This window comes from Larsenimonas rhizosphaerae, from assembly GCF_026240105.1.
Classification (GTDB): domain Bacteria; phylum Pseudomonadota; class Gammaproteobacteria; order Pseudomonadales; family Halomonadaceae; genus Larsenimonas; species Larsenimonas rhizosphaerae.
Map to the genome: position 1 here is coordinate 79,151 of NZ_JAPIVE010000005.1, position 22,570 is coordinate 101,720.

Annotated in this window: 33 protein-coding genes; all 33 read right to left on the bottom strand. The window is 54.8% G+C overall.

What is annotated here, in order from left to right:
- Nucleotides 1-22: 22 nt before the first annotated feature.
- The gene (rplQ, locus tag OQ287_RS14870; RefSeq protein WP_250939694.1) at nt 23-406 is read right to left on the bottom strand and encodes a 50S ribosomal protein L17; all 384 of its coding nucleotides are present in this window, start codon (nt 404-406) and stop codon (nt 23-25) included.
- Between the two features lie 40 nt (nt 407-446).
- Nucleotides 447-1,445 (bottom strand): DNA-directed RNA polymerase subunit alpha, encoded by a 999-nt coding sequence (locus OQ287_RS14875; RefSeq protein WP_250939692.1) that lies wholly within the window; start codon nt 1,443-1,445, stop codon nt 447-449.
- 51 nt (nt 1,446-1,496) lie between these two features.
- Nucleotides 1,497-2,117, bottom strand: coding sequence for a 30S ribosomal protein S4 (gene rpsD / locus OQ287_RS14880; protein ID WP_250939690.1), 621 nt, complete (start codon nt 2,115-2,117; stop codon nt 1,497-1,499).
- A 12-nt stretch (nt 2,118-2,129) separates the two neighbouring features.
- Nucleotides 2,130-2,516, bottom strand: coding sequence for a 30S ribosomal protein S11 (gene rpsK / locus OQ287_RS14885; RefSeq protein WP_250939688.1), 387 nt, complete (start codon nt 2,514-2,516; stop codon nt 2,130-2,132).
- 36 nt (nt 2,517-2,552) lie between these two features.
- A complete protein-coding gene (gene rpsM, locus OQ287_RS14890) occupies nt 2,553-2,909 on the bottom strand; it encodes a 30S ribosomal protein S13 (protein ID WP_250939686.1) in 357 nt (118 codons plus the stop codon).
- A 130-nt stretch (nt 2,910-3,039) separates the two neighbouring features.
- Nucleotides 3,040-3,153, bottom strand: a complete 114-nt coding sequence (rpmJ, locus tag OQ287_RS14895) for a 50S ribosomal protein L36 (RefSeq protein ID WP_250939684.1) — start codon at nt 3,151-3,153, stop codon at nt 3,040-3,042.
- 29 nt (nt 3,154-3,182) lie between these two features.
- Nucleotides 3,183-4,517: a preprotein translocase subunit SecY gene (gene secY, locus OQ287_RS14900; RefSeq protein ID WP_250939682.1), complete on the bottom strand. Its 1,335-nt coding sequence runs from the start codon at nt 4,515-4,517 to the stop codon at nt 3,183-3,185.
- The gene (rplO, locus tag OQ287_RS14905) at nt 4,518-4,952 is read right to left on the bottom strand and encodes a 50S ribosomal protein L15 (RefSeq protein ID WP_250939680.1); all 435 of its coding nucleotides are present in this window, start codon (nt 4,950-4,952) and stop codon (nt 4,518-4,520) included.
- A gap of 3 nt (nt 4,953-4,955) precedes the next feature.
- Nucleotides 4,956-5,138, bottom strand: coding sequence for a 50S ribosomal protein L30 (gene rpmD, locus OQ287_RS14910; RefSeq protein ID WP_250939678.1), 183 nt, complete (start codon nt 5,136-5,138; stop codon nt 4,956-4,958).
- Nucleotides 5,139-5,143: 5 nt separating this feature from the next.
- The gene (gene rpsE, locus OQ287_RS14915) at nt 5,144-5,647 is read right to left on the bottom strand and encodes a 30S ribosomal protein S5 (RefSeq protein ID WP_250939676.1); all 504 of its coding nucleotides are present in this window, start codon (nt 5,645-5,647) and stop codon (nt 5,144-5,146) included.
- An 11-nt stretch (nt 5,648-5,658) separates the two neighbouring features.
- On the bottom strand, nt 5,659-6,009 hold the full coding sequence (gene rplR, locus OQ287_RS14920) for a 50S ribosomal protein L18 (RefSeq protein WP_250939674.1): 351 nt from the start codon (nt 6,007-6,009) through the stop codon (nt 5,659-5,661).
- Nucleotides 6,010-6,018: 9 nt separating this feature from the next.
- Complete coding sequence (rplF, locus tag OQ287_RS14925) at nt 6,019-6,549, bottom strand: 50S ribosomal protein L6 (RefSeq protein WP_250939672.1); 531 nt, start codon at nt 6,547-6,549, stop codon at nt 6,019-6,021.
- 9 nt (nt 6,550-6,558) lie between these two features.
- Entirely contained in the window at nt 6,559-6,951 is a 393-nt protein-coding gene (gene rpsH, locus OQ287_RS14930) for a 30S ribosomal protein S8 (protein ID WP_250939670.1), read from the bottom strand.
- Between the two features lie 24 nt (nt 6,952-6,975).
- Nucleotides 6,976-7,281, bottom strand: coding sequence for a 30S ribosomal protein S14 (rpsN, locus tag OQ287_RS14935; RefSeq protein ID WP_250939668.1), 306 nt, complete (start codon nt 7,279-7,281; stop codon nt 6,976-6,978).
- A gap of 9 nt (nt 7,282-7,290) precedes the next feature.
- Nucleotides 7,291-7,830 (bottom strand): 50S ribosomal protein L5, encoded by a 540-nt coding sequence (gene rplE / locus OQ287_RS14940; protein ID WP_250939666.1) that lies wholly within the window; start codon nt 7,828-7,830, stop codon nt 7,291-7,293.
- Nucleotides 7,831-7,848: 18 nt separating this feature from the next.
- Entirely contained in the window at nt 7,849-8,166 is a 318-nt protein-coding gene (gene rplX / locus OQ287_RS14945) for a 50S ribosomal protein L24 (protein ID WP_250939664.1), read from the bottom strand.
- Nucleotides 8,167-8,182: 16 nt separating this feature from the next.
- Entirely contained in the window at nt 8,183-8,554 is a 372-nt protein-coding gene (gene rplN / locus OQ287_RS14950) for a 50S ribosomal protein L14 (protein WP_250939661.1), read from the bottom strand.
- A gap of 44 nt (nt 8,555-8,598) precedes the next feature.
- Nucleotides 8,599-8,859: a 30S ribosomal protein S17 gene (rpsQ, locus tag OQ287_RS14955; RefSeq protein WP_250939830.1), complete on the bottom strand. Its 261-nt coding sequence runs from the start codon at nt 8,857-8,859 to the stop codon at nt 8,599-8,601.
- Between the two features lies 1 nt (nt 8,860).
- Nucleotides 8,861-9,052: a 50S ribosomal protein L29 gene (rpmC, locus tag OQ287_RS14960; RefSeq protein WP_250939659.1), complete on the bottom strand. Its 192-nt coding sequence runs from the start codon at nt 9,050-9,052 to the stop codon at nt 8,861-8,863.
- Entirely contained in the window at nt 9,052-9,465 is a 414-nt protein-coding gene (rplP, locus tag OQ287_RS14965; protein ID WP_250939657.1) for a 50S ribosomal protein L16, read from the bottom strand. Before rplP ends, rpmC begins: the two co-directional genes overlap by 1 nt.
- An 11-nt stretch (nt 9,466-9,476) precedes the next feature.
- Nucleotides 9,477-10,178, bottom strand: a complete 702-nt coding sequence (gene rpsC, locus OQ287_RS14970) for a 30S ribosomal protein S3 (RefSeq protein ID WP_250939655.1) — start codon at nt 10,176-10,178, stop codon at nt 9,477-9,479.
- Between the two features lie 11 nt (nt 10,179-10,189).
- Nucleotides 10,190-10,525 carry a 50S ribosomal protein L22 gene (gene rplV / locus OQ287_RS14975; protein WP_250939653.1) on the bottom strand — a complete coding sequence of 112 codons (336 nt, stop codon included), beginning with the start codon at nt 10,523-10,525 and terminating at the stop codon, nt 10,190-10,192.
- A gap of 11 nt (nt 10,526-10,536) precedes the next feature.
- Nucleotides 10,537-10,812 (bottom strand): 30S ribosomal protein S19, encoded by a 276-nt coding sequence (gene rpsS, locus OQ287_RS14980; protein WP_250939651.1) that lies wholly within the window; start codon nt 10,810-10,812, stop codon nt 10,537-10,539.
- A gap of 23 nt (nt 10,813-10,835) precedes the next feature.
- On the bottom strand, nt 10,836-11,663 hold the full coding sequence (gene rplB / locus OQ287_RS14985) for a 50S ribosomal protein L2 (protein WP_250939650.1): 828 nt from the start codon (nt 11,661-11,663) through the stop codon (nt 10,836-10,838).
- Between the two features lie 16 nt (nt 11,664-11,679).
- On the bottom strand, nt 11,680-11,979 hold the full coding sequence (rplW, locus tag OQ287_RS14990) for a 50S ribosomal protein L23 (RefSeq protein ID WP_250939648.1): 300 nt from the start codon (nt 11,977-11,979) through the stop codon (nt 11,680-11,682).
- A complete protein-coding gene (rplD, locus tag OQ287_RS14995) occupies nt 11,976-12,584 on the bottom strand; it encodes a 50S ribosomal protein L4 (RefSeq protein WP_250939646.1) in 609 nt (202 codons plus the stop codon). The genes rplW and rplD overlap by 4 nt, the downstream gene beginning before the upstream one ends.
- Before the next feature lie 13 nt (nt 12,585-12,597).
- Complete coding sequence (gene rplC / locus OQ287_RS15000) at nt 12,598-13,236, bottom strand: 50S ribosomal protein L3 (RefSeq protein ID WP_250939645.1); 639 nt, start codon at nt 13,234-13,236, stop codon at nt 12,598-12,600.
- A 139-nt stretch (nt 13,237-13,375) separates the two neighbouring features.
- Nucleotides 13,376-13,687, bottom strand: a complete 312-nt coding sequence (gene rpsJ / locus OQ287_RS15005; protein WP_250939644.1) for a 30S ribosomal protein S10 — start codon at nt 13,685-13,687, stop codon at nt 13,376-13,378.
- Nucleotides 13,688-13,850: 163 nt separating this feature from the next.
- A complete protein-coding gene (tuf, locus tag OQ287_RS15010) occupies nt 13,851-15,044 on the bottom strand; it encodes an elongation factor Tu (RefSeq protein WP_250939643.1) in 1,194 nt (397 codons plus the stop codon).
- Between the two features lie 29 nt (nt 15,045-15,073).
- Nucleotides 15,074-17,194: an elongation factor G gene (gene fusA, locus OQ287_RS15015; RefSeq protein WP_250939642.1), complete on the bottom strand. Its 2,121-nt coding sequence runs from the start codon at nt 17,192-17,194 to the stop codon at nt 15,074-15,076.
- Between the two features lie 18 nt (nt 17,195-17,212).
- Complete coding sequence (gene rpsG / locus OQ287_RS15020; RefSeq protein WP_250939641.1) at nt 17,213-17,683, bottom strand: 30S ribosomal protein S7; 471 nt, start codon at nt 17,681-17,683, stop codon at nt 17,213-17,215.
- Nucleotides 17,684-17,772: 89 nt separating this feature from the next.
- Nucleotides 17,773-18,147 carry a 30S ribosomal protein S12 gene (rpsL, locus tag OQ287_RS15025; RefSeq protein WP_250939640.1) on the bottom strand — a complete coding sequence of 125 codons (375 nt, stop codon included), beginning with the start codon at nt 18,145-18,147 and terminating at the stop codon, nt 17,773-17,775.
- Between the two features lie 146 nt (nt 18,148-18,293).
- A complete protein-coding gene (rpoC, locus tag OQ287_RS15030) occupies nt 18,294-22,508 on the bottom strand; it encodes a DNA-directed RNA polymerase subunit beta' (protein ID WP_265896961.1) in 4,215 nt (1,404 codons plus the stop codon).
- Between the last annotated feature and the right edge of the window lie 62 nt (nt 22,509-22,570).

Here is a 22,570-nt window from a genome sequence, read left to right on the forward strand (position 1 = left end):
TTTATTGAAATAACACAAGGTGTTATTCGTCGTTGTCGCTCTCGACAACGGGACGGTCAACCAGTTCAACATAAGCCATCGGCGCATTGTCACCAGCGCGGAAACCGCACTTGAGGACACGTACGTAACCGCCAGGGCGATTCACGTAGCGAGGACCGAGGTCGTTGAACAGCTTGCCTACCGCTTCTTTGGAGCGAGTACGATCGAATGCCAGACGACGATTAGCGACGCTGTCATTCTTTGCCAGGGTAATCAGCGGCTCGATATGACGACGCAGTTCCTTGGCTTTAGGGAGTGTGGTTTTGATCACTTCGTGCTCGACCAGTGACACACACATGTTCTTGAACATGGCATGACGGTGCGAGCTGGTACGATTCAGGTGACGACCACTCTTACGATGACGCATGGTTGTGATTCCTTACCAGTCTTGGACTCGGGTCACCCGTTCAGGCGGAGGCCTTGTCGTCTTTCAAACTCGCGGGCGGCCAATTATCAAGCCGCATGCCGAGAGACAGGCCACGAGCCTCAAGTACATCCTTGATTTCATTCAAGGACTTTTTACCGAGGTTCGGCGTTTTCAGAAGCTCTACTTCAGAGCGCTGAATCAGGTCACCGATGTAATAAATATTCTCGGCCTTGAGACAGTTGGCGCTGCGAACGGTCAACTCGAGATCGTCTACAGGGCGAAGCAGAATCGGATCGATTTGCTCTTCTTCCTCTTCAACCTCTTGCTCTTTATCGGCTTCGAGGTCAACGAAAGCTGCAAGCTGCTCTTGCAAGATTGTAGCGCTGCGACGAATAGCTTCTTCCGGGTCGAGCGTGCCATCAGTTTCCAGATCGATAACAAGCTTATCGAGGTCCGTACGCTGTTCGACACGGGCGGCCTCAACGGAATAAGAGACCCGACGCACAGGGCTGAAGGTAGCATCCAGCTGCAGGCGACCGATGGGGCGAGACTCGTCTTCAGCCTGAGTACGCACGTCTGCTGGCTCATAGCCACGTCCACGTGCGACATGAAGCTGCATCTTGAGCTCGCCACCATCATTGAGGTGAGCAATGACGTGATCCGGATTAACGATATCAATGTCGTGATCGACAACGATATCACCGGCCGTCAGCACACCCGGCCCCTTCTTGCTCAGCGTGACAGATGCTTCATCACGTCCGTGCATTCTGAACGCCACATCCTTGAGATTCAGAAGAATCTCAATGACGTCCTCCTGGACCCCTTCTACCGCGCTGTACTCATGCAAGACGCCTTCGATCTCGGCTTCCACGACCGCACAACCAGGCATGGAAGACAAGAGGATACGACGCAATGCGTTCCCCAAAGTGTGGCCAAAACCACGCTCGAACGGTTCGAGAACAATCTTGGCGTGGTTGGCATTGATTTCTTCGACCTTGATATCACGGGGGCGAAGAAACTCGGTCACTGAACGCTGCATAAGAACACCTTTAAGGCTGCCAAACGGATACTCTTCGTTGCGGCTTTGGGATTACTTGGAGTACAGCTCAACGATAAGATTCTCGTTGATGTCGGCAGACAAATCGCTACGCTCCGGAAGGGACTTGAAGGAACCTTCCATTTTCTTGCTGTCCACATCGATCCAGGACACGTCACCACGGTTCCCGGCAATCTGCAGGGCACTCTGGATACGAGACTGATTCTTGGACTTTTCACGAACAGCAATCACGTCACCCGGCCGTACCTTGTAAGAAGCAACGTTAACTGTCTTGCCATTGACGGAAATCGCCTTGTGGCTGACCAGCTGACGCGCCTCGGCCCGGGTAGACCCGAAGCCCATACGATAGACGACATTGTCCAGACGGGTTTCAAGCAGCTGAAGCAGTACTTCACCTGTTGCGCCCTTCTGACGAGCGGCCGCTTTGTAGTAATTGCGGAACTGTTTTTCAAGTACGCCATACATGCGGCGAACTTTTTGCTTCTCACGAAGCTGCATGCCGTAGTCGGAAAGACGTTGACGGCGCTGGCCATGCTGGCCCGGGGGCTGTTCGGACTTGCACTTCTTCTCGAACGGGGTAACGCCACTTTTCAGAAAGAGGTCAGTACCTTCACGACGAGAAAGCTTGCAACTTGGTCCTGTATAACGTGCCATAAGTCCTTCTCCTTAAACGCGGCGTTTCTTAGGCGGACGGCAACCGTTGTGGGGAACGGGTGTCGCGTCTGTGATGCTTTGCACGCGGAAACCGGCGGCATTCAATGCCCGCACGGCGGACTCACGGCCTGGGCCCGGGCCCTTGACCAGCACGTCGACGTTTTTCACACCATACTCGGCTGCAGCAGTCGCTGCACGTTCGCTTGCTACTTGAGCAGCGAACGGGGTGCTCTTGCGAGAACCACGAAAACCCGACCCACCGGCAGTGGCCCAGGAGAGCGCATTGCCCTGGCGGTCTGTGATCGTAACGATCGTGTTGTTAAAAGAGGCATGGATGTGGGCGATAGCGTCCACAACCTGCTTTTTAACCTTTTTGCGATTAGTACGCGGGTTAGCCATGTTGATGTTTCCTGATGTCAAACGCCGGAACGTGCGTTATTTGCGAATCGGTTTACGCGGACCTTTACGGGTACGCGCATTCGTCTTCGTGCGTTGTCCACGCATCGGAAGACTGCGACGATGGCGCAGACCACGATAGCAACCCAGGTCCATGAGACGCTTGATGTTAAGCGTAATCTCACGGCGAAGATCGCCTTCTACGATATATTTGCCGACTTCACTGCGCACCTCATCAAGTTTTTCAGCAGACAGTTCGCCTACCTTGGAACTTGCTTCGATGCCGACAGCTGCGCAGATTTGCTGCGCGCGAGTCCGGCCGATCCCGTAGATGTAAGTCAGCGAGATCGCCGCATGCTTGTTGTCCGGGATATTGACGCCTGCAATACGGGCCATCAGCTTTCTCCGACTATTGAGCGGCTTGCTCGGTTGATAAGTCTATAAAAAGGCGCGACAGTATATCCCTTATTGCCCGGATGGGCAAGGATAACCGCCGCACCTCTTATAACGAACAGTGACTGGGTAATTAACCCTGACGCTGTTTGTGACGAGGCTCATCGCAGATTACGCGAACCGCGCCACGACGCCGAATAATCTTGCAGTTTCGGCAAATCTTTTTTACAGAGGCTCGAACTTTCATCGTTCACTCCAAGTTGCTCAGCTGGTGCATCAACGCATCATACTGCCGCTGCCGTACCCCTTGAGGTTGGCCTTTTTCATCACCGATTCATACTGGTGAGACATAAGGTGCGACTGCACTTGAGCCATGAAATCCATAATCACCACAACAACGATCAACAGGGACGTGCCACCGAAGTAGAACGGAACCTGCCACGCCACCATGAGGAATTGAGGCATCAGGGATACAAGCGTGATGTAAAGTGCGCCAAATAGCGTGAGTCGCGTCATCACCTTGTCGATGTAACGCGTGGTTTGCTCACCTGGCCGAATACCGGGCAGGAAGGCACCGGATTTCTTCAAGTTATCGGCCACGTCCTTCGGATTGAAGACGAGAGCCGTATAAAAGAAGCAGAAGAATACTACGGCAACAGCAAAAAGCAAGATGTAAAGCGGTTGGCCTGGGCCCAGAGCCTGAGATACGGTCTGAAGCCATTCCATTCCGGATCCCTGGCCGAACCACTGACCAATGGAAGCCGGGAACAGCAGGATACTCGAGGCAAAGATCGGTGGAATAACACCCGCCATGTTGACCTTCATCGGGAGATAGCTGCTTTGGCCCGCATACATCTTGTTGCCGACCTGACGACGCGGATAGTTGACCTTGATACGACGCTGCCCACGTTCGATGAACACAACGAAAGCAACGGTAGCAATGGCCAGCGCACCCAGCGCCAGCAAGGGAAGCACGTTCCATGCACCATCATTTCTGGCAAGCTCGAAAGACTGTCCCAGCGCACTGGGAAGCCCTGCAACGATGCCTGAAAAGATGATCAGGGAAATACCGTTACCGATACCCTTCTCGGTAATCTGCTCGCCTAGCCACATAAGGAAGACGGCACCGGCCACAAATGTTACGACAGCAGTGAAATAGAAACTGATGTCGGCACTGTAGGCGACTCCATTTCCGACCAGACCTACTGCCATACCGATCGACTGAACCAATGCAAGAACGACCGTGGCGTAACGGGTGTACTGACTGATCTTGCGACGGCCAGCCTCCCCCTCCTTTTTCAGCTGTTCAAGCTGAGGAGAGACCACGGTCAGGAGCTGCATGATAATCGACGCGGAAATGTAGGGCATAATGCCCAGCGCGAAGATGCTCATTCGCTCCAGCGCACCCCCTGAGAACATATTGAACAGACTCAGGATGGTGCCCTGGTTTTCCCTGAACAGGGCAGCAAGCTGGTCAGGATTGACGCCGGGAACGGGAATGTGGGCACCTAGGCGATACACCACAATCGCAAGAAACACGAAGCGAAGGCGAGCCCAAAGCTCGCTCAAGCCACCTTGCGCGTTCGCCGGCATTTTTCCTGACTTCGCCATTTAGTCCTCTACCTTGCCGCCGGCAGCTTCAATCGCAGCACGGGCACCCTTGGTGACCTTGAGACCGCGAACAGTAACTGCCTTGTTCAGTTCACCGGAAAGAATGACCTTTGCAAACAGGGTCGAATCCTTCAGGACGTTGGCTTTCTTCAGGCTGTCCAGATCGGCCACATCGCCTTCGACCAGACCGAGTTCGGCAAGACGGATCTCTTCAGACTTGAGCGCCTTGTGAGATGTAAAGCCGAACTTGGGCAGACGACGCTGCAGCGGCATCTGACCGCCTTCAAAACCAGGCTTGACAGACCCGCCAGAGCGGGACTTCAGACCCTTGTGACCGCGACCGCCGGTCTTGCCAAGGCCGGAACCGATACCGCGTCCGACACGTTTGGCAGCCTGCTTGGAACCCGGAGCCGGGCTAAGCGTATTCAGTTTCATGGATTACTCTCCCTCAACACGTACAAGGTAATTAACCTTGTTGATCATACCGCGTACGGCAGGGGTGTCTTCCAGTTCAACAGTGTGATTGATGCGGCGAAGTCCAAGGCCACGCATGGTGGCCCTGTGCTTTTCAAGAACGCCGATCGTGCTGCGAACCTGGGTGATTTTGATAGTAGCTGCCATGGTCATTACCCCGTAATAGCTTCGACGGAGAGGCCACGTTTCGCAGCAATGTCTTCGGGAGAGCGCATGGACGCCAGACCCTTGACAGTTGCGCGAACCACGTTCACCGGATTGGTGGAGCCGTAGCACTTGGCCAGAACGTCATGAACACCGGCCAGTTCCAGTACGGAACGCATGGCACCACCGGCAATGATTCCAGTACCTTCGGAAGCTGGCTGCATGTACACCTTGGACGCACCATGGTTGGCACGTACAGGATACTGCAGGGTATGGCCTTTCAGCTCAACCTTGACCATGTTGCGATGAGCCTGGTCCATGGCTTTCTGGATAGCAACAGGCACTTCACGTGCCTTGCCGCGACCGAAGCCGACCTTGCCCTTGCCGTCACCAACGACAGTCAGAGCGGTGAAACCGAAGATACGGCCACCCTTGACTACCTTGGCAACACGGTTGATCTGAACCAGCTTTTCCTGCAGATCACCGTTTGCTTTCTGTTCATTATTCGCCATCGTAGAACCCTTTAGAATTGCAGACCGCCTTCACGAGCCGCGTCGGCAAGAGCCTTTACGCGACCGTGAAAACGGAAACCGGAACGGTCAAAGGCTACGTCAGTAATGCCGGCTTCCTTGGCACGCTCGGCCAGAAGAGTACCGACCTTGGCGGCAGCCTCGATATTGCCGGACGCGCCATCACGCAGCGAGCTGTCCAGCGTAGATGCGCTCGCCAGTACCTTGCCACCGTCGGCAGAAATGATCTGCGCGTACATATGACGGGGCGTGCGATTGACGCACAGGCGGTCGATGCCCAGCTCGCGGATCTTGGCACGCGTGCGGCGGGCGCGACGGAGACGGGATTCTTTCTTCGCGTTCATAACCCTGCCCTATTTCTTTTTGGCTTCTTTACGGCGAACCTGTTCGTCGCCATAACGAATACCCTTGCCCTTGTAAGGTTCCGGCGGACGGAACGCACGAATCTCGGCTGCAACCTGACCGAGACGCTGCTTGTCCGCACTTTTCAGAACGATAACGGTGTTTTTGGGCGTTTCGGCCGTTACACCTTCAGGCAGCTTGTACTCGACCGGGTGGGAAAAACCGAGTGTCAGATTCAGCGTGTCTCCGCTGACCTGAGCACGGTAACCCACGCCATTGATTTCAAGGGTGCGGGTGAAGCCGGTGGTTACACCAACGACCATATTGTTGACCAGAGCACGGGTGGTCCCGGCCATGGCCCAGCTTTTGGCTGACTCGCTGGGCTTGAAGGTCAACTGGTTGTCTTCCTGACCGACAACCACTTCGTTGTGGATAGCTATCTCAAGCTGACCCTGACTGCCTTTAACAGTCAGCTTGTTACTGTCGAGGTTAACCTCAACACCGTTAGGCAGTGTAACGGGATACTTTGCGATCCTGGACATTCATCACTCCTAGAATACGGTGCAGATAACTTCACCGCCAACGCCGGCCTGGCGCGCAGCGCGATCAGTCATGACACCCTGGGACGTGGAAACAATCGCCACACCCAGACCGTCAGACACACGCGGCAACTCGTCCTTGCCCTTGTAGATGCGAAGGGAAGGCTTGGAAACACGCTGAAGATGCTCAATGACCGGGCGACCTTCAAAGTACTTGAGGGTCACAACCAGCTGAGGCTTCTCTTCACCTTCCACCACGGAATCCGCGATATAGCCTTCTTCTTTCAAAACGCGAGCCACTTGCACTTTCAACTTCGAAGACGGCATGGAAACCGTCTCCTTGGTGGCGGCTTGCGCATTGCGGATGCGGGTAAGCATATCCGCTAGAGTGTCTTGCATGCTCATATAGTGCGCTCCTGATTAACGTGATTACCAGCTGGACTTGGTCAAACCGGGCACGTCACCACGCATGGCTGCTTCACGCAACTTGTTACGGCCAAGGCCGAACTTGTTGTAGAAACCATGGGGACGGCCGGTGATACGGCAGCGATTACGCTGACGCACCGGGCTGGAATCACGCGGCAGCTTCTGTAACTGAAGCTGGGCTTCGAAGCGCTCTTCTTCAGATGAATTAACATCCAGGATAACGGCCTTGAGCTGAGCGCGCTTGGCAGCATACTTTTCTACCAGTTTGGTACGCTTCAGTTCACGCTCAACCATGCTCTTTTTAGCCATGACTCAACCTTATTTCTTGAACGGGAAGCTAAGCGCGCTCAGCAGCGCACGGCCTTCCTCGTCAGAGTTGGCACTGGTAGTGATCGTGATATCCAGACCACGAACCCGATCGACCTTGTCATATTCGATTTCCGGGAAAATGATCTGCTCACGGACACCCATGGAGTAGTTGCCGCGACCATCGAACGACTTGGGGTTCAGACCACGGAAGTCACGAACACGCGGAATCGCAATGTTAACGAGACGATCGAGGAATTCCCACATACGTTCGCGACGCAGTGTCACCTTCACACCAATGGGCCAACCTTCGCGGACCTTGAAGCCAGCAACGGATTTGCGCGCCTTGGTAATGATGGGCTTTTGACCGGACAGCTTTTCGAGATCCGCAGCAGCGTTCTCGATCAGCTTCTTGTCGCTGGTCGCTTCACCGACACCCATGTTCAGTGTAATTTTTGTGATGCTTGGAACCTGCATCACACTGTCATAGCCAAAATGCTCCTTGAGCTTGGCTTTGACCTCGTTTTGATACTGCTCTTTCAAATTCGCCATGTTGCCACCCGAGTCGCGTTAGGCGTCGATCTGCTTTTGCGTCGACTTGAAGATACGGACCTTGGTACCGTCATCTTGCACCAGAAAGCCGACCCGATCCGCCTTGCCTGTCTCCTGGTTGAAGATAGCGACATTGGAACCGTGGATCGGAGCTTCGCGCTCGACGATACCCCCTTGAGTACCCAGCATCGGGTTTGGCTTGGTGTGACGTTTAACCATATTCACACCAGCTATGACAAAGCGGCCATCGTGCAGTACACGTTTAACGGTACCACGTTTGCCCTTGTCTTTTCCGGCGATGACGATCACTTCGTCGTCACGTTTGATCTTGCGCATATTTCCGCCTCGCTCCTTACAGCACTTCAGGCGCCAAGGAAATGATTTTCATGAACTTTTCAGTACGAAGTTCACGAGTCACCGGCCCGAAGATACGAGTACCAATGGGCTGCTCGTTGGTGTTATTCAACAGAACGGCTGCATTTCCATCGAAGCGGATCAAAGATCCATCCGGACGACGAACACCGCTGCGTGTACGAACGACCACGGCCTTCAAGACCTGGCCTTTCTTGACACGGCCGCGCGGAATAGCTTCCTTGACCGTAACTTTGATGACGTCGCCAACACGTGCATAACGGCGATGGGACCCGCCCAGCACCTTGATGCACTGGACACGGCGAGCGCCGCTATTGTCCGCAACATCCAGCATTGTTTGCGTTTGAATCATTGGTTTTCTCCAAACCTATTGACTGCACGGGAGAGCCCAGGGGATTACCCCTTGGACTGCTCTACCACTTCGACCAGAGTCCATGCTTTCTTTTTGGAAAGCGGACGACACTCTTCAATTGAAACAGTATCGCCAAGACGTGCCTGGTTGGTTTCGTCATGGGCGTGCAGCTTCGTGGAGCGCTTCATGTACTTCCCGTAAATGGGATGGCGCTCACGACGCTCGATCATTACAACGACGGATTTCTCCATCTTGTCGCTCACTACCTTGCCAGTGAGCCGGCGTGCTTTCTTTTCTTCAGCCATCTCAGTCACCTGACTTCTCATTGAGCGTGGTCTTGACGCGTGCGATGTCGCGACGGACCTGCTTGAGCATATGCACCTGGGTCAACTGACCGGTGTTTTTCTGCATCCGCAGGTTGAACTGCTCGCGGAGAAGCTCCAGCAACCGACCCTGAAGCGACTCGACAGACTGTTCACGAAGTTCTTGTGCTTTCATCACATCACCGTCCGTTTAACAAAGGTGGTGGATATCGGCATTTTCTGTGCTGCGAGCGTGAATGCTTCACGCGCGAGGTCTTCAGAAACGCCTTCGATCTCGTACAACACCTTGCCAGGCTGGATCTGGGCTACCCAATATTCAACTGAGCCTTTCCCTTTACCCATACGGACTTCGAGCGGCTTGTTGGAGATCGGCTTGTCCGGGAAAACGCGGATCCAGATCTTGCCGCCACGTTTTACGTGACGGGTAATTGCACGACGACCGGCTTCGATCTGACGTGCCGTAATACGACCACGACCCGTGGCCTTGAGACCAAACTCGCCGAAGCTCACATCGCTACCGCGATGCGCCAGACCGCGGTTGCGGCCCTTCTGCTGCTTACGGAACTTTGTACGTTTGGGCTGTAACATCGACTACCCCCTTACCTTGAACCTTTCTTCTTGGGTGATGAAGGCTGCTGCGGCTGCTTCTGCTTGGCACGCACCTCTTCGATCCCGCCAAGGATTTCGCCTTTGAAGACCCATACTTTCACGCCGATAACGCCGTAAGTGGTATGTGCTTCGTACGTCGAGTAGTCGATGTCTGCACGCAGCGTATGAAGCGGCACGCGACCTTCGCGATACCATTCAGTACGTGCGATTTCAGCACCACCAAGACGACCTGACAGCTGCACCTTGATACCCTTGGCGCCGAGGCGCATCGCATTCTGTACCGCGCGCTTCATGGCACGACGGAACATGACGCGGCGCTCAAGCTGACCAGCGATATTCTGTGCAACCAGCTGGGCGTCCAGCTCGGGCTTGCGAATTTCCTCGATGTTGACATGCACAGGCACGCCCATCATCTCGGTCAGTTCGCGACGAAGACGATCGACGTCTTCCCCTTTCTTGCCAATCACGATGCCCGGACGAGCAGTATGAATGGTGATACGCGCATTGTTGGCCGGACGCTCGATCTGAATACGGCTAACAGAAGCGTTCTTCAAACGCTCTTCAAGAAAACGACGAACCTTGAGATCGTTGTTCAACTTGTCTGCATAAGCACCGCCCTCGGCGAACCAGACTGACGTATGGTCCTTGACGATCCCGAGGCGAATGCCAATTGGATTTACTTTCTGACCCATCTGGTCGACTCCTACTTCTCAGCTACCTTGACGGTGATGTGGCAAGTGCGCTTCAGGATCCGGTCCGCGCGACCTTTCGCTCGCGGGCGGATACGCTTGAGCGTCGTGCCCTCATCGACACAGATAGTCGAGACTCGCAGCTCGTCAATGTCCATGCCGTTGTTTTCTTCAGCGTTCGCAATCGCTGACTGCAGAACCTTTTTCACCAGAGTTGCCGCTTTTTTCGGTGAAAAAGTAAGCAGATCGATAGCTTCTGCAACCGGCTTGCCCCGTACCTGATCAGCAACCAAACGAGCTTTCTGAGCAGAGAGACTAGCGCCGCGCAATTTAGCAGCTACTTCTTCCATTTCTTTGCTCCTTACCGCTTGGCTTTCTTGTCTGCCGCGTGGCCGCGGTAGGTACGGGTGGCAGCAAATTCGCCGAGCTTGTGACCGACCATCTCTTCAGAGACATAGACCGGTACATGCTGACGACCATTATGGACAGCGATGGTGAGTCCAACCATATTCGGCAGGACCATTGAACGACGCGACCAGGTCTTGATTGGTTTACGGTCGTTCTTTTCCACAGCCGCCTCGACCTTCTTCAAAAGATGAAGGTCAATAAAAGGACCTTTCTTCAATGAACGTGGCACAGCCGTTACCCCTTAATATCCTGTTACTTGGCTTTCCGGCGACGGACAATAAGCTTGTCAGTACGCTTGTTCTTGCGCGTCTTGTGACCCTTGGTCGGCATGCCCCACGGACTAACCGGGTGACGACCGCCACTGGTGCGACCTTCACCACCGCCGTGCGGGTGGTCAACCGGGTTCATCGCGACGCCGCGAACGGTCGGGCGAACCCCTTTCCAACGTTTGGCACCGGCCTTGCCCAATTGACGCAGGCTATGCTCGGAGTTGCCTACTTCACCCAGGGTGGCACGACACTCGGACAATACACGACGCATCTCGCCTGAACGCAGACGAATGGTGGCGTAGTTGCCTTCCCGTGCAACCAGCTGAGCGCTTGCACCGGCACTGCGGATCATCTGAGCGCCCTTGCCAGGCTTCAGCTCGATGCAGTGGATGGTAGAGCCCACAGGGATATTACGAAGCGGAAGCGTATTACCACGCTTGATCGGTGCGTTGACACCAGACTCAAGCCGATCACCTGCCACTACGGCTTTCGGTGCAATGATGTAGCGACGCTCGCCGTCTGCATATTTCAGAAGAGCAATATTGGCGCTGCGGTTGGGATCATATTCGATCCGCTCAACAGTTGCCGGAATGCCATCCTTGGTCCGTTTGAAATCGATCAAACGGTAATGCTGGCGATGACCACCACCCACGTGACGTGTGGTGATACGGCCATAATTGTTACGACCACCGTTGCGATGCTGTGCTTCGAGCAACGGAGCGTAAGGACGTCCCTTGTGCAAGGACTCGTCTACAATCTTAACCTTGTGACGACGACCTGCGGACGTTGGTTTAGTCTTGACTACTGCCATGATCCGTTCTCCTGCCTCACTCGTTACCGGTGAAGTCTTCGAGAGTTTCGCCCTGGGCCAGTGTTACATAGGCCTTGCGATACCCTTTACGACGACCTTCGCCACGAACGCTGCGCTTGACCTTGCCTTTCATGTTCAGGACCTGAACGCCGGCGACCCGAGTTTCAAACAGGGATTCAACAGCTTTCTTGATCTCTGGTTTGGTCGCATCAGCGGCCACCTTGAACACGTACTGGTTGCTCTTCTCTGCAGCGAAGGCTGCCTTTTCGGTCATGTGCGGACCGAGCAGCACTTTGAAGATGCGTTCCTGGTTCATGCCAACTTCTCCTCGAACTTCCGCAGTGCTGCAACAGTCATCAGCACCTTGTCATAGGCGACCAGACGAACAGGATCAGCAGCAGCTACATCGACAACGTCAATGTCTTGAACATTACGCGCAGCCAGGAACAGATTCTGATCGACATCTTCAGTGACGATAAGAACCTTCTCGAGATCCAGTTCCTTGAGCTTGCCAACCAGCTGCTTGGTCTTCGGCGCATCAACGCTGAAGGACTCAACAGCCACAAGGCGATCCTGACGGACCAGCTCGGAGAGAATGGAGCGCATGGCCGCACGGTACATCTTGCGGTTGACCTTCTGCGAGAAGTCCTGAGGACGCGCCGCAAAGGTAACACCGCCCGAGCGCCAGATCGGAGAACGGATAGTACCGGCACGAGCACGGCCAGTACCTTTTTGACGCCACGGCTTCTTGCCTCCGCCGCTGACATCACTACGGGTTTTCTGTGCACGGGTACCCTGGCGACCACCTGCCAGATAGGCAGTTACCACCTGATGAACCAGTGCTTCATTAAACTCTTTACCAAAGGTCGCTTCAGAGAGCTCTACAGCTCCAGCGCCTGTTCCAGCAAGATTCAGATTCATTGGAAACTACCCCTCAGCGAGCTTTGACGGCATTGCGTACAACAACGTCGCTGCCTGGTGCACCGGGAACGGCGCCCTTGACGAGCAACAGGTTGCGCTCAGCGTCTACACGCACGATTTCAAGACCCTGCACAGTGCTGCGCACATTACCCATCTGACCCGCCATCTTCTTGCCTTTAAAGACACGACCGGGGGTCTGACACTGGCCAATGGAGCCTGGTGCACGGTGAGAAAGGGAGTTGCCGTGAGTCATGTCCTGGGTGCGGAAATTCCAGCGCTTGACAGCACCGGCAAAACCCTTGCCCTTGGACGTGCCGGTCACGTCAATCATCTGACCAGCTTCAAAGAGGGATACGGTGAGCTCACCACCAACTTCAGGCGCTTCTTCGCCATCCGCCAGGCGGAACTCGGACAGGGACCGTCCAGCCTCGACACCTGCTTTCGCGAACTGGCCGCGAACAGATTCAGAAAGGTGCTTGGCTTTACGGGAACCAGAAGTCACCTGGATCGCACGGTAGCCATCGACTTCAAGAGTCTTGACGGCAGTTACGCGATTAGGGTCAACTTCGATAACGGTTACAGGCACAGACGTGCCGTCTTCGGTGAAGACGCGGGTCATACCGCTCTTCTTGCCGACTAAACCGATCGTCATGTTCAGTCTCCTATAGTGTACGGGGCTATCACCCGCTATGGCTGCCCTTTCCAGAGCATTCCACTAGCACATTGTATGGCGTCATCCCGACGCGGTGGTTTCGCTCTATTTGCGAAGACCAAAGTGACTAGTGTGGTGGTTAATCAACTTTAATTTGAACGTCAACACCAGCAGCCAGATCAAGCTTCATCAAGGCATCGACAGTTTTCTCTGTCGGCTCGACGATATCCAGCACACGCTTGTGTGTACGAATTTCATACTGGTCACGCGCATCCTTGTTGACGTGCGGTGAGACCAGAATGGTGTAACGCTCGCGATTGGTTGGCAGCGGGATCGGCCCACGAACCTGTGCACCAGTACGCTTGGCAGTTTCAACAATTTCCTGAGCGGACTGATCAATCAGGCGATGGTCGAACGCTTTCAACCGAATGCGAATTTTTTGGTTCTGCATTAGCCCTGAACTCCAACGGATTAAGGCGACCTGACGACTATAACCTGGCCGCCCGCCTACGCATTAAAAGGATGCGCATTATAGGCAGACCAACTATGAGTGTCAAACACACATGACAAAGGGGCTCGAGACGAGCCCCCTTATTTATACCCGAGTAACGAAATTACTCGATGATTTTAGCTACAACGCCAGCGCCAACGGTACGGCCGCCTTCACGAATTGCGAAACGCAGACCGTCTTCCATGGCGATCGGAGCGATCAGAGTAATAACCATCTGGACGTTGTCGCCCGGCATTACCATCTCAACGCCTTCCGGCAGCTCACAGGTTCCGGTCACGTCGGTGGTACGGAAGTAGAACTGCGGACGATAGCCCTTGAAGAACGGCGTATGACGACCACCTTCTTCCTTGGACAGGATATAAACTTCGGACTCGAACTTGGTGTGCGGCTTGATGGTGCCGGTCTTGGCCAGAACCTGACCACGCTCGACGTCATCACGCTTGGTGCCACGCAGCAGCGCACCAACGTTCTCACCTGCACGACCTTCGTCGAGCAGCTTACGGAACATCTCAACACCGGTAACGGTAGTCTTGGTAGTGTCGTGAATACCGACAACTTCGACTTCATCACCAGTCTTGACGATACCGCGCTCGATACGACCGGTAACAACAGTACCACGACCGGAGATGGAGAAAACATCTTCGATCGGCATCAGGAACGGCTGATCGATGGCACGTTCCGGCTCCGGAATGTACTCGTCAAGCGCCTTGATCAGGCTGGCAACAGCAGTAGTACCCATGCCGTTGTCGTCCTTGCCTTCAAGCGCCATCAGTGCAGAACCGATGATGATCGGCGTGTCATCGCCCGGGAAGTCATATTCGTTTAGAAGCTCACGAACTTCCATTTCGACCAGCTCGAGCAGCTCTTCGTCATCGACCATGTCTGCCTTGTTCAGGAAGACAACGATGTACGGAACGCCAACCTGACGAGAAAGCAGGATGTGCTCACGAGTCTGCGGCATGGGGCCGTCAGCTGCGGAACATACCAGGATAGCGCCATCCATCTGCGCAGCACCGGTGATCATGTTCTTGACGTAGTCAGCGTGCCCAGGGCAGTCAACGTGCGCGTAGTGACGCTCTTCAGACTGATACTCGACGTGTGCCGTTGCGATGGTAATACCACGCTCGCGCTCTTCAGGAGCGTTATCGATGGTATTGAACTCACGCCAGTCACCACCGAAAACTTCGGCAGATACGCGAGTCAGAGCCGCTGTCAGCGTCGTTTTACCGTGGTCAACGTGACCGATGGTGCCGACGTTTACGTGCGGTTTGGAACGTTCAAATTTTTCCTTAGCCACTGCTATAACCTCTTTACTTGACTAAACGGTTATCCGTTTTGGTTGATAACGGCTTCGACGACGCTGTTGGGCGCCTCATCGTACTTCGCAAACTCCATGGAGTAGCTTGCGCGGCCCTGGGTCTGTGAGCGCAGATCGGTTGCATAACCGAACATCTCGCCCAGCGGGACCATTGCACGAATGATCTTGCCTGAAGACGAGTCATCCATGCCCTGGACCAAACCACGGCGACGGTTGAGGTCGCCCATAACGTCACCCATGAAATCTTCAGGGGTAACTACTTCAACCCGCATCATAGGCTCGAGAAGTACCGCCCCAGCCTTGCGAGCGCCTTCCTTGACTGCCATGGAAGAGGCAATCTTGAAAGCGTTTTCGTTGGAGTCAACGTCGTGGTAGGAACCGTCGAACAGCGTGACCTTGACGTCAATCATGGGATAGCCCGCGATGACACCATTTTGAAGCTGTTCAAATGCACCTTTCTCGACAGCAGGGACGTACTCTTTCGGTACGACACCACCAACGATTTCGGAATTGAACTTGAAGGTCATTTCCTCATCTTCACCCTTGTCCTCTGCGGTCAGGGGCTCGATGCGAAGGTATACATGACCAAACTGGCCGCGACCACCGGACTGACGAACAAACTTGCCTTCCTGCTCGACACCAGTACGAATGGTTTCACGGTAAGCCACCTGAGGCTTGCCGATATTGGCCTCGACCTTGAACTCGCGACGCATACGGTCAACGATGATGTCCAGGTGCAGCTCACCCATACCGGAAATGATGGTCTGACCAGTCTCTTCATCAGTCTTGACACGGAAGGACGGATCCTCCTGAGCCAGCTTGCCAAGCGCCACACCCATTTTTTCCTGGTCAGCCTTGGATTTAGGCTCAACCGCTACGGAAATGACGGGATCCGGGAATTCCATACGCTCAAGAATGATCTTGTCATTGATGTCGCACAGGGTATCACCGGTAGTAACGTCCTTGAGACCGATGCAGGCAGCGATATCGCCTGCATATACTTCCTTGATCTCTTCACGCGAGTTGGAGTGCATCTGAACGATACGACCAACACGCTCTTTCTTGGACTTGACCGAGTTGAAAATGCTGTCGCCGGACTTCAGCACGCCCGAATAGACGCGAATGAAGGTTAACGTACCAACAAACGGGTCAGTGGCGATCTTGAAGGCCAACGCCGCAAACGGCGCAGAGTCATCAGCTTCACGCGTTTCGATGGTGCCGTCCTTGTCGTCAAGCTCACCTTCGATGGCCTTGACTTCAGTCGGAGACGGCATGTATTCGATAACGCCGTCCAGCACAGCCTGTACGCCCTTGTTCTTGAAGGCGCTACCACAGGTAACGAGAACAATTTCGTTGGCCAGAGTACGAGTACGCAGACCGGCCTTGATTTCCTCGATGGTCAGCTCACCTTCTTCAAGGTACTTCTCCATCAACTCATCAGAGCCTTCAGCTGCAGCCTCGACCATCTCTTCGCGGAACTTCTCGGCAGTTTCCTGCAGGTCGGCAGGAATATCTGCCAACTCGTAGTTCATGCCGAAGTTATCTTCGTCCCAGACAATGGCTTTCATCTGGATAAGATCGATGACGCCCTTGAACTCATCCTCTGCACCCCAGTTGATCTGGATCGGCACAGTGTTGGCGCCAAGGCGCTCCTTCAGCTGATTGACAACCATGAAGAAGTCAGCGCCCGCACGGTCCATCTTGTTGACGAACACCATGCGGGGAACTTCATACTTGTTGGCCTGACGCCAGACGGTTTCAGTCTGCGGCTGAACGCCGGAAGAGCCACACAGTACGACAACAGCGCCATCAAGAACACGCAGGGAACGTTCGACTTCGATAGTAAAGTCAACGTGTCCTGGTGTATCGATGATATTGATACGGTGTTCATCAAACTGCTTGCTCATGCCCTGCCAGAAACAGGTTGTTGCAGCAGAGGTGATGGTAATACCACGCTCCTGCTCCTGTTCCATCCAGTCCATGGTGGCTGCGCCTTCATGAACTTCGCCTACCTTGTGAGACAGGCCGGTATAGAACAGTACACGTTCGGTCGTCGTAGTCTTACCAGCGTCGACGTGTGCAACGATACCAATATTACGGTAACGCTTAAGTGGTGTCTTACGTGGCACGATAGTCAGTCCTATGGTTTAGAAGCGGTAATGGGAGAAAGCCTTGTTGGCTTCTGCCATGCGATGCACGTCTTCACGCTTCTTGACAGCGGCACCCTTGCCTTCCGCCGCATCCAGGATTTCCCCGGCCAGACGTTGCACCATGGTTTTTTCGCCACGGTTACGCGCAGCATCAACCATCCAGCGCATGGCAAGCGCATGGCGACGCGACGGGCGTACTTCTACAGGCACCTGGTAAGTAGCACCACCCACACGGCGAGACTTGACCTCAACCATGGGCTGAATGGTTTCCAGAGCCTTCTCAAACATGTCCAGCGGCGCCTCATTGGAGCGTTCGGCAACGCGATCCAGTGCACCATAAACGATGCGCTCGGCCGCAGATTTTTTGCCGCTGATCATCAGGTGGTTCATGAATTTCGCGAGACGGGTGCTTCCGAATTTCGGATCCGGCAGAATCTCGCGTTTTGCAACAATGCGCCTTCTAGGCATGACAAGCCCTCACGTTAAAGAGTCCTTCAGGTAACCTCGGAACAACGCCAGGGCGCGTCCGACCTTACTCTTATCAGACCGGAATTGAATTAGGATTTAGGACGCTTGGTACCGTATTTGGAACGGCCCTGCCTACGATTCTGAACACCGGAAGTATCCAGCGCGCCACGAACGGTGTGATAACGCACACCCGGCAAATCCTTTACACGACCGCCGCGGATCAGCACAACAGAGTGCTCCTGAAGGTTGTGACCTTCACCGCCGATATAGGACGTGACCTCAAACCCGTTGGTCAAACGAACACGACAGACCTTACGCAGGGCCGAGTTCGGTTTTTTCGGGGTGGTGGTATATACACGTGTGCAGACACCACGCTTTTGTGGGCAGGCCTGCAGCGCGGGTACATCGCTCTTGGCGATGGGGCGCTTGCGCGGCTTGCGCACGAGCTGGTTAACAGTTGCCATTTCTCACTCCAATGAGGTTTTTGACACTAAGGCAGTGAGCAAGGCTGAGCCTTGCCCACTGTTAAAGGCTGCGAATTTTAGGGTTTCAAGGCAAGGGGAGTCAAGCCCGGTGCTGCAGACAAGGTGCCTGCAGCACGTTAAAAGCCTTAAAAATCGTCATCAGCATCCAGTGCCGTCAGATGCTCGCCCAATTGCTGCTCTACATCCAGAGCCGAAGGATGCAGATGGCGCTCTGAATCCTCACGCCGACGACGGCGCTCGGCATGGTGTGCCAGACCTGTTCCGGCAGGAATCAGACGACCTACCACTACGTTTTCCTTCAGGCCGCGAAGATAATCGCGCTTGCCGGTCACGGCAGCCTCGGTCAATACGCGCGTGGTTTCCTGGAACGAGGCGGCAGAGATGAACGACTCGGTAGCCAGCGATGCCTTGGTAATACCCAGCAGCACGCGCGAGAACTTGGCCGGGAAGCGATTTTCCGCCTCAGCTGCCGCATTCACTTCCTGAACACGATCAATATCAACCTGGTCGCCCGGTATAAGGTTCGTATCGCCGGCATCCAGAATCTCTACCTTGCGCAGCATCTGACGCACGATAACTTCGATGTGCTTGTCATTGATGCCAACACCCTGCAGACGATAAACGTCCTGAATCTCGACCGTAATATACTTGGCGAGCTCCTCGACACCCAGCAGGCGCAGAATATCGTGCGAGTTGCTGGGACCATCGGAAATAACCTCGCCCTTCTCGACCGTCTCGCCCTCGAAGACGCTGATCTGACGCCACTTCGGAATCAGCATCTCAAAGGCATCGCCTTCGGAAGGCGTGATCATCAAGCGACGCTTGCCCTTGGTCTCCTTGCCGAAGGTAACGGTACCGGAAATCTCCGCCAGAATGGCCGGCTCTTTCGGCTTACGCGCTTCGAAAAGGTCCGCCACACGCGGTAGACCACCGGTGATGTCCTTGTTACCGGACGCCTCAACCGGAATACGGGCAACAACTTCGCCGACATCGATAGGTGCGTTGTTATCCACCGATACGATTGCATTACCCGGCAGCAGGTACTGAACCGGCGTATTCGAGCCTGGCAGGGAAATGGACTCACCCGCTGCGTCCTGCAGCATGATCATTGGACGCTTGTCCCGACCTGCTGCTGGACGGTTTCCGCTTTCGGTGATCTCGATCGAGGAGAGCCCCGTCATCTCATCCACCGTGCGGTTCATGGTCAGGCCTTCTTCCATGTCCGTGAACTGCACCCGTCCGGCTACTTCCGCGATGATCGGGTGGGTGTGCGGATCCCATTTGGCAACGATCTGACCAGGCTCGACCGGATCGTAATCCTTGACGGAAAGCTCGGCACCATAAGGCAGCTTGTAGTACTCACGCTCACGGCCATGGTCATCGGCGACGGCCAGAGCACTGGAGCGCGATACCACGATCAGCTTGCCATCAGCACGCTCAACCGACTTGATGTTGTGCAGGCGGACACTGCCACCGTGCTTGACCTGAACACTGTCGACCGCGGACGCACGCGAAGCGGCACCACCGATGTGGAACGTACGCATTGTCAGCTGGGTACCCGGCTCACCGATGGACTGGGCTGCAATAACACCAACCGCCTCGCCCACGTTCACCAGATGGCCACGCGCCAGATCACGTCCGTAGCAGTTGGAGCACACGCCGTGACGGGTATTACAGTTGATGGTACTGCGGACAACAATCTCGTCCACACCCATGGTTTCCAGGTTACTGCACCATGCTTCGTCCAGCAGCGTACCGCGCGGGATCAGCACATCCTGGCTTTTGGGATCAACAACATCCTGCGCCACGACACGACCCAGTACACGCTGCGCCAGAGAAACGATGATGTCACCACCCTCGATTACCGGGTGCAGCGTTACGCCATCTTCCGTGCCGCAATCATGCTCGGTAATGACCAGATCCTGTGCCACGTCTACCAGACGGCGTGTCAGATAACCGGAGTTGGCCGTTTTCAGTGCGGTATCCGCAAGACCCTTACGAGCCCCGTGCGTCGAGATGAAGTACTGAAGTACGTTCAGACCTTCACGGAAGTTGGCAGTAATCGGCGTTTCGATGATGGAGCCATCCGGCTTCGCCATCAGACCACGCATACCCGCCAACTGACGAATCTGGGCTGCACTACCACGTGCACCGGAATCGGCCATGATGAAGACACTGTTGAAGGAATCCTGCTCAACCTCGTTTCCTTCACGATCTGTCACGGTTTCCTTGGAAATACCCGTCATCATCGCCTTGGCCACCTTGTCGTTGGCCTTGGACCAGATATCGATGACCTTGTTGTACTTCTCGCCGGCAGTTACCAGACCGGAGGAGAACTGCGCCTCGATTTCCTTGACCTCTTCCTCGGCAGCTTCAATGATCGCCTTCTTGGAATCGGGAATAACGAAATCATTGACACCGATGGATGCACCAGACCAGGTCGCGAGGCGGAAGCCGGTATACATCAACTGGTCAGCAAAGATGACCGTTTCCTTCAGGCCTACCTGGCGGTAGCCCGAGTTGATCAACTGGGAAATCGCCTTTTTCTTCATCGGGCGATTGACCAGTTCGAAGGACAGTCCCTTCGGCAGAATTCGGAACAGCAGCGCTCGACCGACCGTGGTTTCCTTGATGGAAGTTACCGGCAGGAACTCGCCACCGTCCTCTTCGGCCAGCCACTCGGTCAAGCGCACCTTGACGCGAGCGTGCAGCTCAACGCTTTGCGTACCGAATGCGCGCTCAAGCTCATTCAGGTTGGCAAATACCATACCTTCACCCCTGGCGGCGATTTTTTCGCGCGTCATGTAGTAAAGGCCAAGCACCACGTCCTGAGACGGGACGATAATCGGCTCACCATTGGCAGGTGACAGCACGTTATTGGTCGACATCATCAGCGTACGCGCTTCCAGCTGGGCTTCCAGCGTCAACGGTACGTGAACAGCCATCTGGTCACCATCAAAGTCAGCGTTGTAAGCCGCACACACCAGCGGGTGCAGCTGAATCGCCTTGCCTTCGATCAGAAGCGGCTCGAAGGCCTGGATACCCAACCGGTGCAGCGTCGGCGCACGGTTAAGCATAACCGGATGCTCACGAATGACATCGGCCAGGATATCCCAGACCTCGGGCACTTCACGCTCAACCATCTTCTTCGCAGCCTTGATCGTGGACGCATGGCCCAGCGACTGCAGCTTGGAATAGATGAAAGGCTTGAACAGCTCAAGTGCCATTTTCTTCGGCAGACCACACTGATGCAGACGCAACTGCGGACCAACCGTGATAACGGAACGGCCAGAGTAGTCAACGCGCTTGCCCAACAGGTTCTGACGGAAACGACCCTGTTTACCCTTGATCATGTCGGCAAGGGATTTCAGAGGACGCTTGTTGGAACCGGTAATGGCACGACCACGACGGCCGTTGTCCAGCAGCGCATCCACAGACTCCTGAAGCATGCGCTTCTCGTTGCGCACGATGATATCCGGCGCATTGAGGTCGAGCAGACGCTTCAGACGGTTATTACGGTTGATCACGCGACGATAAAGGTCGTTCAGATCAGACGTCGCAAAACGACCGCCATCCAGCGGCACCAGCGGACGCAGATCCGGCGGCAGCACCGGCAGCACTTCCATGATCATCCAGCCCGGCTTGTTACCGGATTTCTGGAAAGCTTCCATCAGCTTCAAACGCTTGGAAAGCTTCTTGATCTTGGTTTCGGAGTTGGTCTGCGGAATTTCTTCACGCAGCTGCTCCACTTCTTCGTCCAGCTCGATGTCGGACAGAAGCGCCTGTACTGCCTCGGCACCCATACGAGCATCGAAATCGTCGCCAAATTCTTCGAGAGCCTCGAAATACTGCTCATCGTTAAGAAGCTGACCGCGCTCAAGCGTTGTCATGCCTGGATCAATGACGACAAAGGACTCGAAGTAAAGAACACGTTCGATATCACGCAGGGTCATGTCGAGCAGCATGCCGATACGAGACGGCAGCGACTTCAAAAACCAGATATGTGCGACAGGGCTAGCCAGTTCAATATGGCCCATACGCTCGCGGCGAACCGCGGCCTTGGTAACTTCGACACCACATTTTTCACAAATGATGCCACGGTGCTTCATGCGCTTGTACTTGCCGCAGAGGCACTCGTAATCCTTTACAGGGCCGAAAATCTTGGCACAGAACAGGCCATCGCGCTCGGGCTTGAAGGTCCTGTAGTTAATGGTTTCGGGCTTTTTGACTTCGCCGTAGGACCACGAGCGAATCATGTCCGGTGACGCCAGCGTAATTTTTATGGCATCAAATTCGTCGGACTGTGCCTGCGATTTGAGAACTTTGACCAAATCTTTCATGGGGGTCGGCTCCGTTGCGGAGTTGTCATGAGCGGGAGGGTAATACCCCTCCCGCGGACCAA

What these genes read in the sequence shown, in the direction of transcription:
- rplQ (WP_250939694.1), bottom strand. Translation starts at nt 406, where the DNA reads ATGCGTCATCGTAAGAGTGGTCGTCACCTGAATCGTACCAGCTCGCAC.
- OQ287_RS14875 (WP_250939692.1), bottom strand. Translation starts at nt 1,445, where the DNA reads ATGCAGCGTTCAGTGACCGAGTTTCTTCGCCCCCGTGATATCAAGGTC.
- rpsD (WP_250939690.1), bottom strand. Translation starts at nt 2,117, where the DNA reads ATGGCACGTTATACAGGACCAAGTTGCAAGCTTTCTCGTCGTGAAGGT.
- rpsK (WP_250939688.1), bottom strand. Translation starts at nt 2,516, where the DNA reads ATGGCTAACCCGCGTACTAATCGCAAAAAGGTTAAAAAGCAGGTTGTG.
- rpsM (WP_250939686.1), bottom strand. Translation starts at nt 2,909, where the DNA reads ATGGCCCGTATTGCAGGCGTCAATATCCCGGACAACAAGCATGCGGCG.
- rpmJ (WP_250939684.1), bottom strand. Translation starts at nt 3,153, where the DNA reads ATGAAAGTTCGAGCCTCTGTAAAAAAGATTTGCCGAAACTGCAAGATT.
- secY (WP_250939682.1), bottom strand. Translation starts at nt 4,517, where the DNA reads ATGGCGAAGTCAGGAAAAATGCCGGCGAACGCGCAAGGTGGCTTGAGC.
- rplO (WP_250939680.1), bottom strand. Translation starts at nt 4,952, where the DNA reads ATGAAACTGAATACGCTTAGCCCGGCTCCGGGTTCCAAGCAGGCTGCC.
- rpmD (WP_250939678.1), bottom strand. Translation starts at nt 5,138, where the DNA reads ATGGCAGCTACTATCAAAATCACCCAGGTTCGCAGCACGATCGGCGTT.
- rpsE (WP_250939676.1), bottom strand. Translation starts at nt 5,647, where the DNA reads ATGGCGAATAATGAACAGAAAGCAAACGGTGATCTGCAGGAAAAGCTG.
- rplR (WP_250939674.1), bottom strand. Translation starts at nt 6,009, where the DNA reads ATGAACGCGAAGAAAGAATCCCGTCTCCGTCGCGCCCGCCGCACGCGT.
- rplF (WP_250939672.1), bottom strand. Translation starts at nt 6,549, where the DNA reads ATGTCCAGGATCGCAAAGTATCCCGTTACACTGCCTAACGGTGTTGAG.
- rpsH (WP_250939670.1), bottom strand. Translation starts at nt 6,951, where the DNA reads ATGAGCATGCAAGACACTCTAGCGGATATGCTTACCCGCATCCGCAAT.
- rpsN (WP_250939668.1), bottom strand. Translation starts at nt 7,281, where the DNA reads ATGGCTAAAAAGAGCATGGTTGAGCGTGAACTGAAGCGTACCAAACTG.
- rplE (WP_250939666.1), bottom strand. Translation starts at nt 7,830, where the DNA reads ATGGCGAATTTGAAAGAGCAGTATCAAAACGAGGTCAAAGCCAAGCTC.
- rplX (WP_250939664.1), bottom strand. Translation starts at nt 8,166, where the DNA reads ATGCGCAAGATCAAACGTGACGACGAAGTGATCGTCATCGCCGGAAAA.
- rplN (WP_250939661.1), bottom strand. Translation starts at nt 8,554, where the DNA reads ATGATTCAAACGCAAACAATGCTGGATGTTGCGGACAATAGCGGCGCT.
- rpsQ (WP_250939830.1), bottom strand. Translation starts at nt 8,859, where the DNA reads ATGGCTGAAGAAAAGAAAGCACGCCGGCTCACTGGCAAGGTAGTGAGC.
- rpmC (WP_250939659.1), bottom strand. Translation starts at nt 9,052, where the DNA reads ATGAAAGCACAAGAACTTCGTGAACAGTCTGTCGAGTCGCTTCAGGGT.
- rplP (WP_250939657.1), bottom strand. Translation starts at nt 9,465, where the DNA reads ATGTTACAGCCCAAACGTACAAAGTTCCGTAAGCAGCAGAAGGGCCGC.
- rpsC (WP_250939655.1), bottom strand. Translation starts at nt 10,178, where the DNA reads ATGGGTCAGAAAGTAAATCCAATTGGCATTCGCCTCGGGATCGTCAAG.
- rplV (WP_250939653.1), bottom strand. Translation starts at nt 10,525, where the DNA reads ATGGAAGAAGTAGCTGCTAAATTGCGCGGCGCTAGTCTCTCTGCTCAG.
- rplB (WP_250939650.1), bottom strand. Translation starts at nt 11,663, where the DNA reads ATGGCAGTAGTCAAGACTAAACCAACGTCCGCAGGTCGTCGTCACAAG.
- rplW (WP_250939648.1), bottom strand. Translation starts at nt 11,979, where the DNA reads ATGAACCAGGAACGCATCTTCAAAGTGCTGCTCGGTCCGCACATGACC.
- rplD (WP_250939646.1), bottom strand. Translation starts at nt 12,584, where the DNA reads ATGAATCTGAATCTTGCTGGAACAGGCGCTGGAGCTGTAGAGCTCTCT.
- rplC (WP_250939645.1), bottom strand. Translation starts at nt 13,236, where the DNA reads ATGACGATCGGTTTAGTCGGCAAGAAGAGCGGTATGACCCGCGTCTTC.
- rpsJ (WP_250939644.1), bottom strand. Translation starts at nt 13,687, where the DNA reads ATGCAGAACCAAAAAATTCGCATTCGGTTGAAAGCGTTCGACCATCGC.
- rpsG (WP_250939641.1), bottom strand. Translation starts at nt 17,683, where the DNA reads ATGCCTAGAAGGCGCATTGTTGCAAAACGCGAGATTCTGCCGGATCCG.
- rpsL (WP_250939640.1), bottom strand. Translation starts at nt 18,147, where the DNA reads ATGGCAACTGTTAACCAGCTCGTGCGCAAGCCGCGCAAGCGCCCCATC.
- rpoC (WP_265896961.1), bottom strand. Translation starts at nt 22,508, where the DNA reads ATGAAAGATTTGGTCAAAGTTCTCAAATCGCAGGCACAGTCCGACGAA.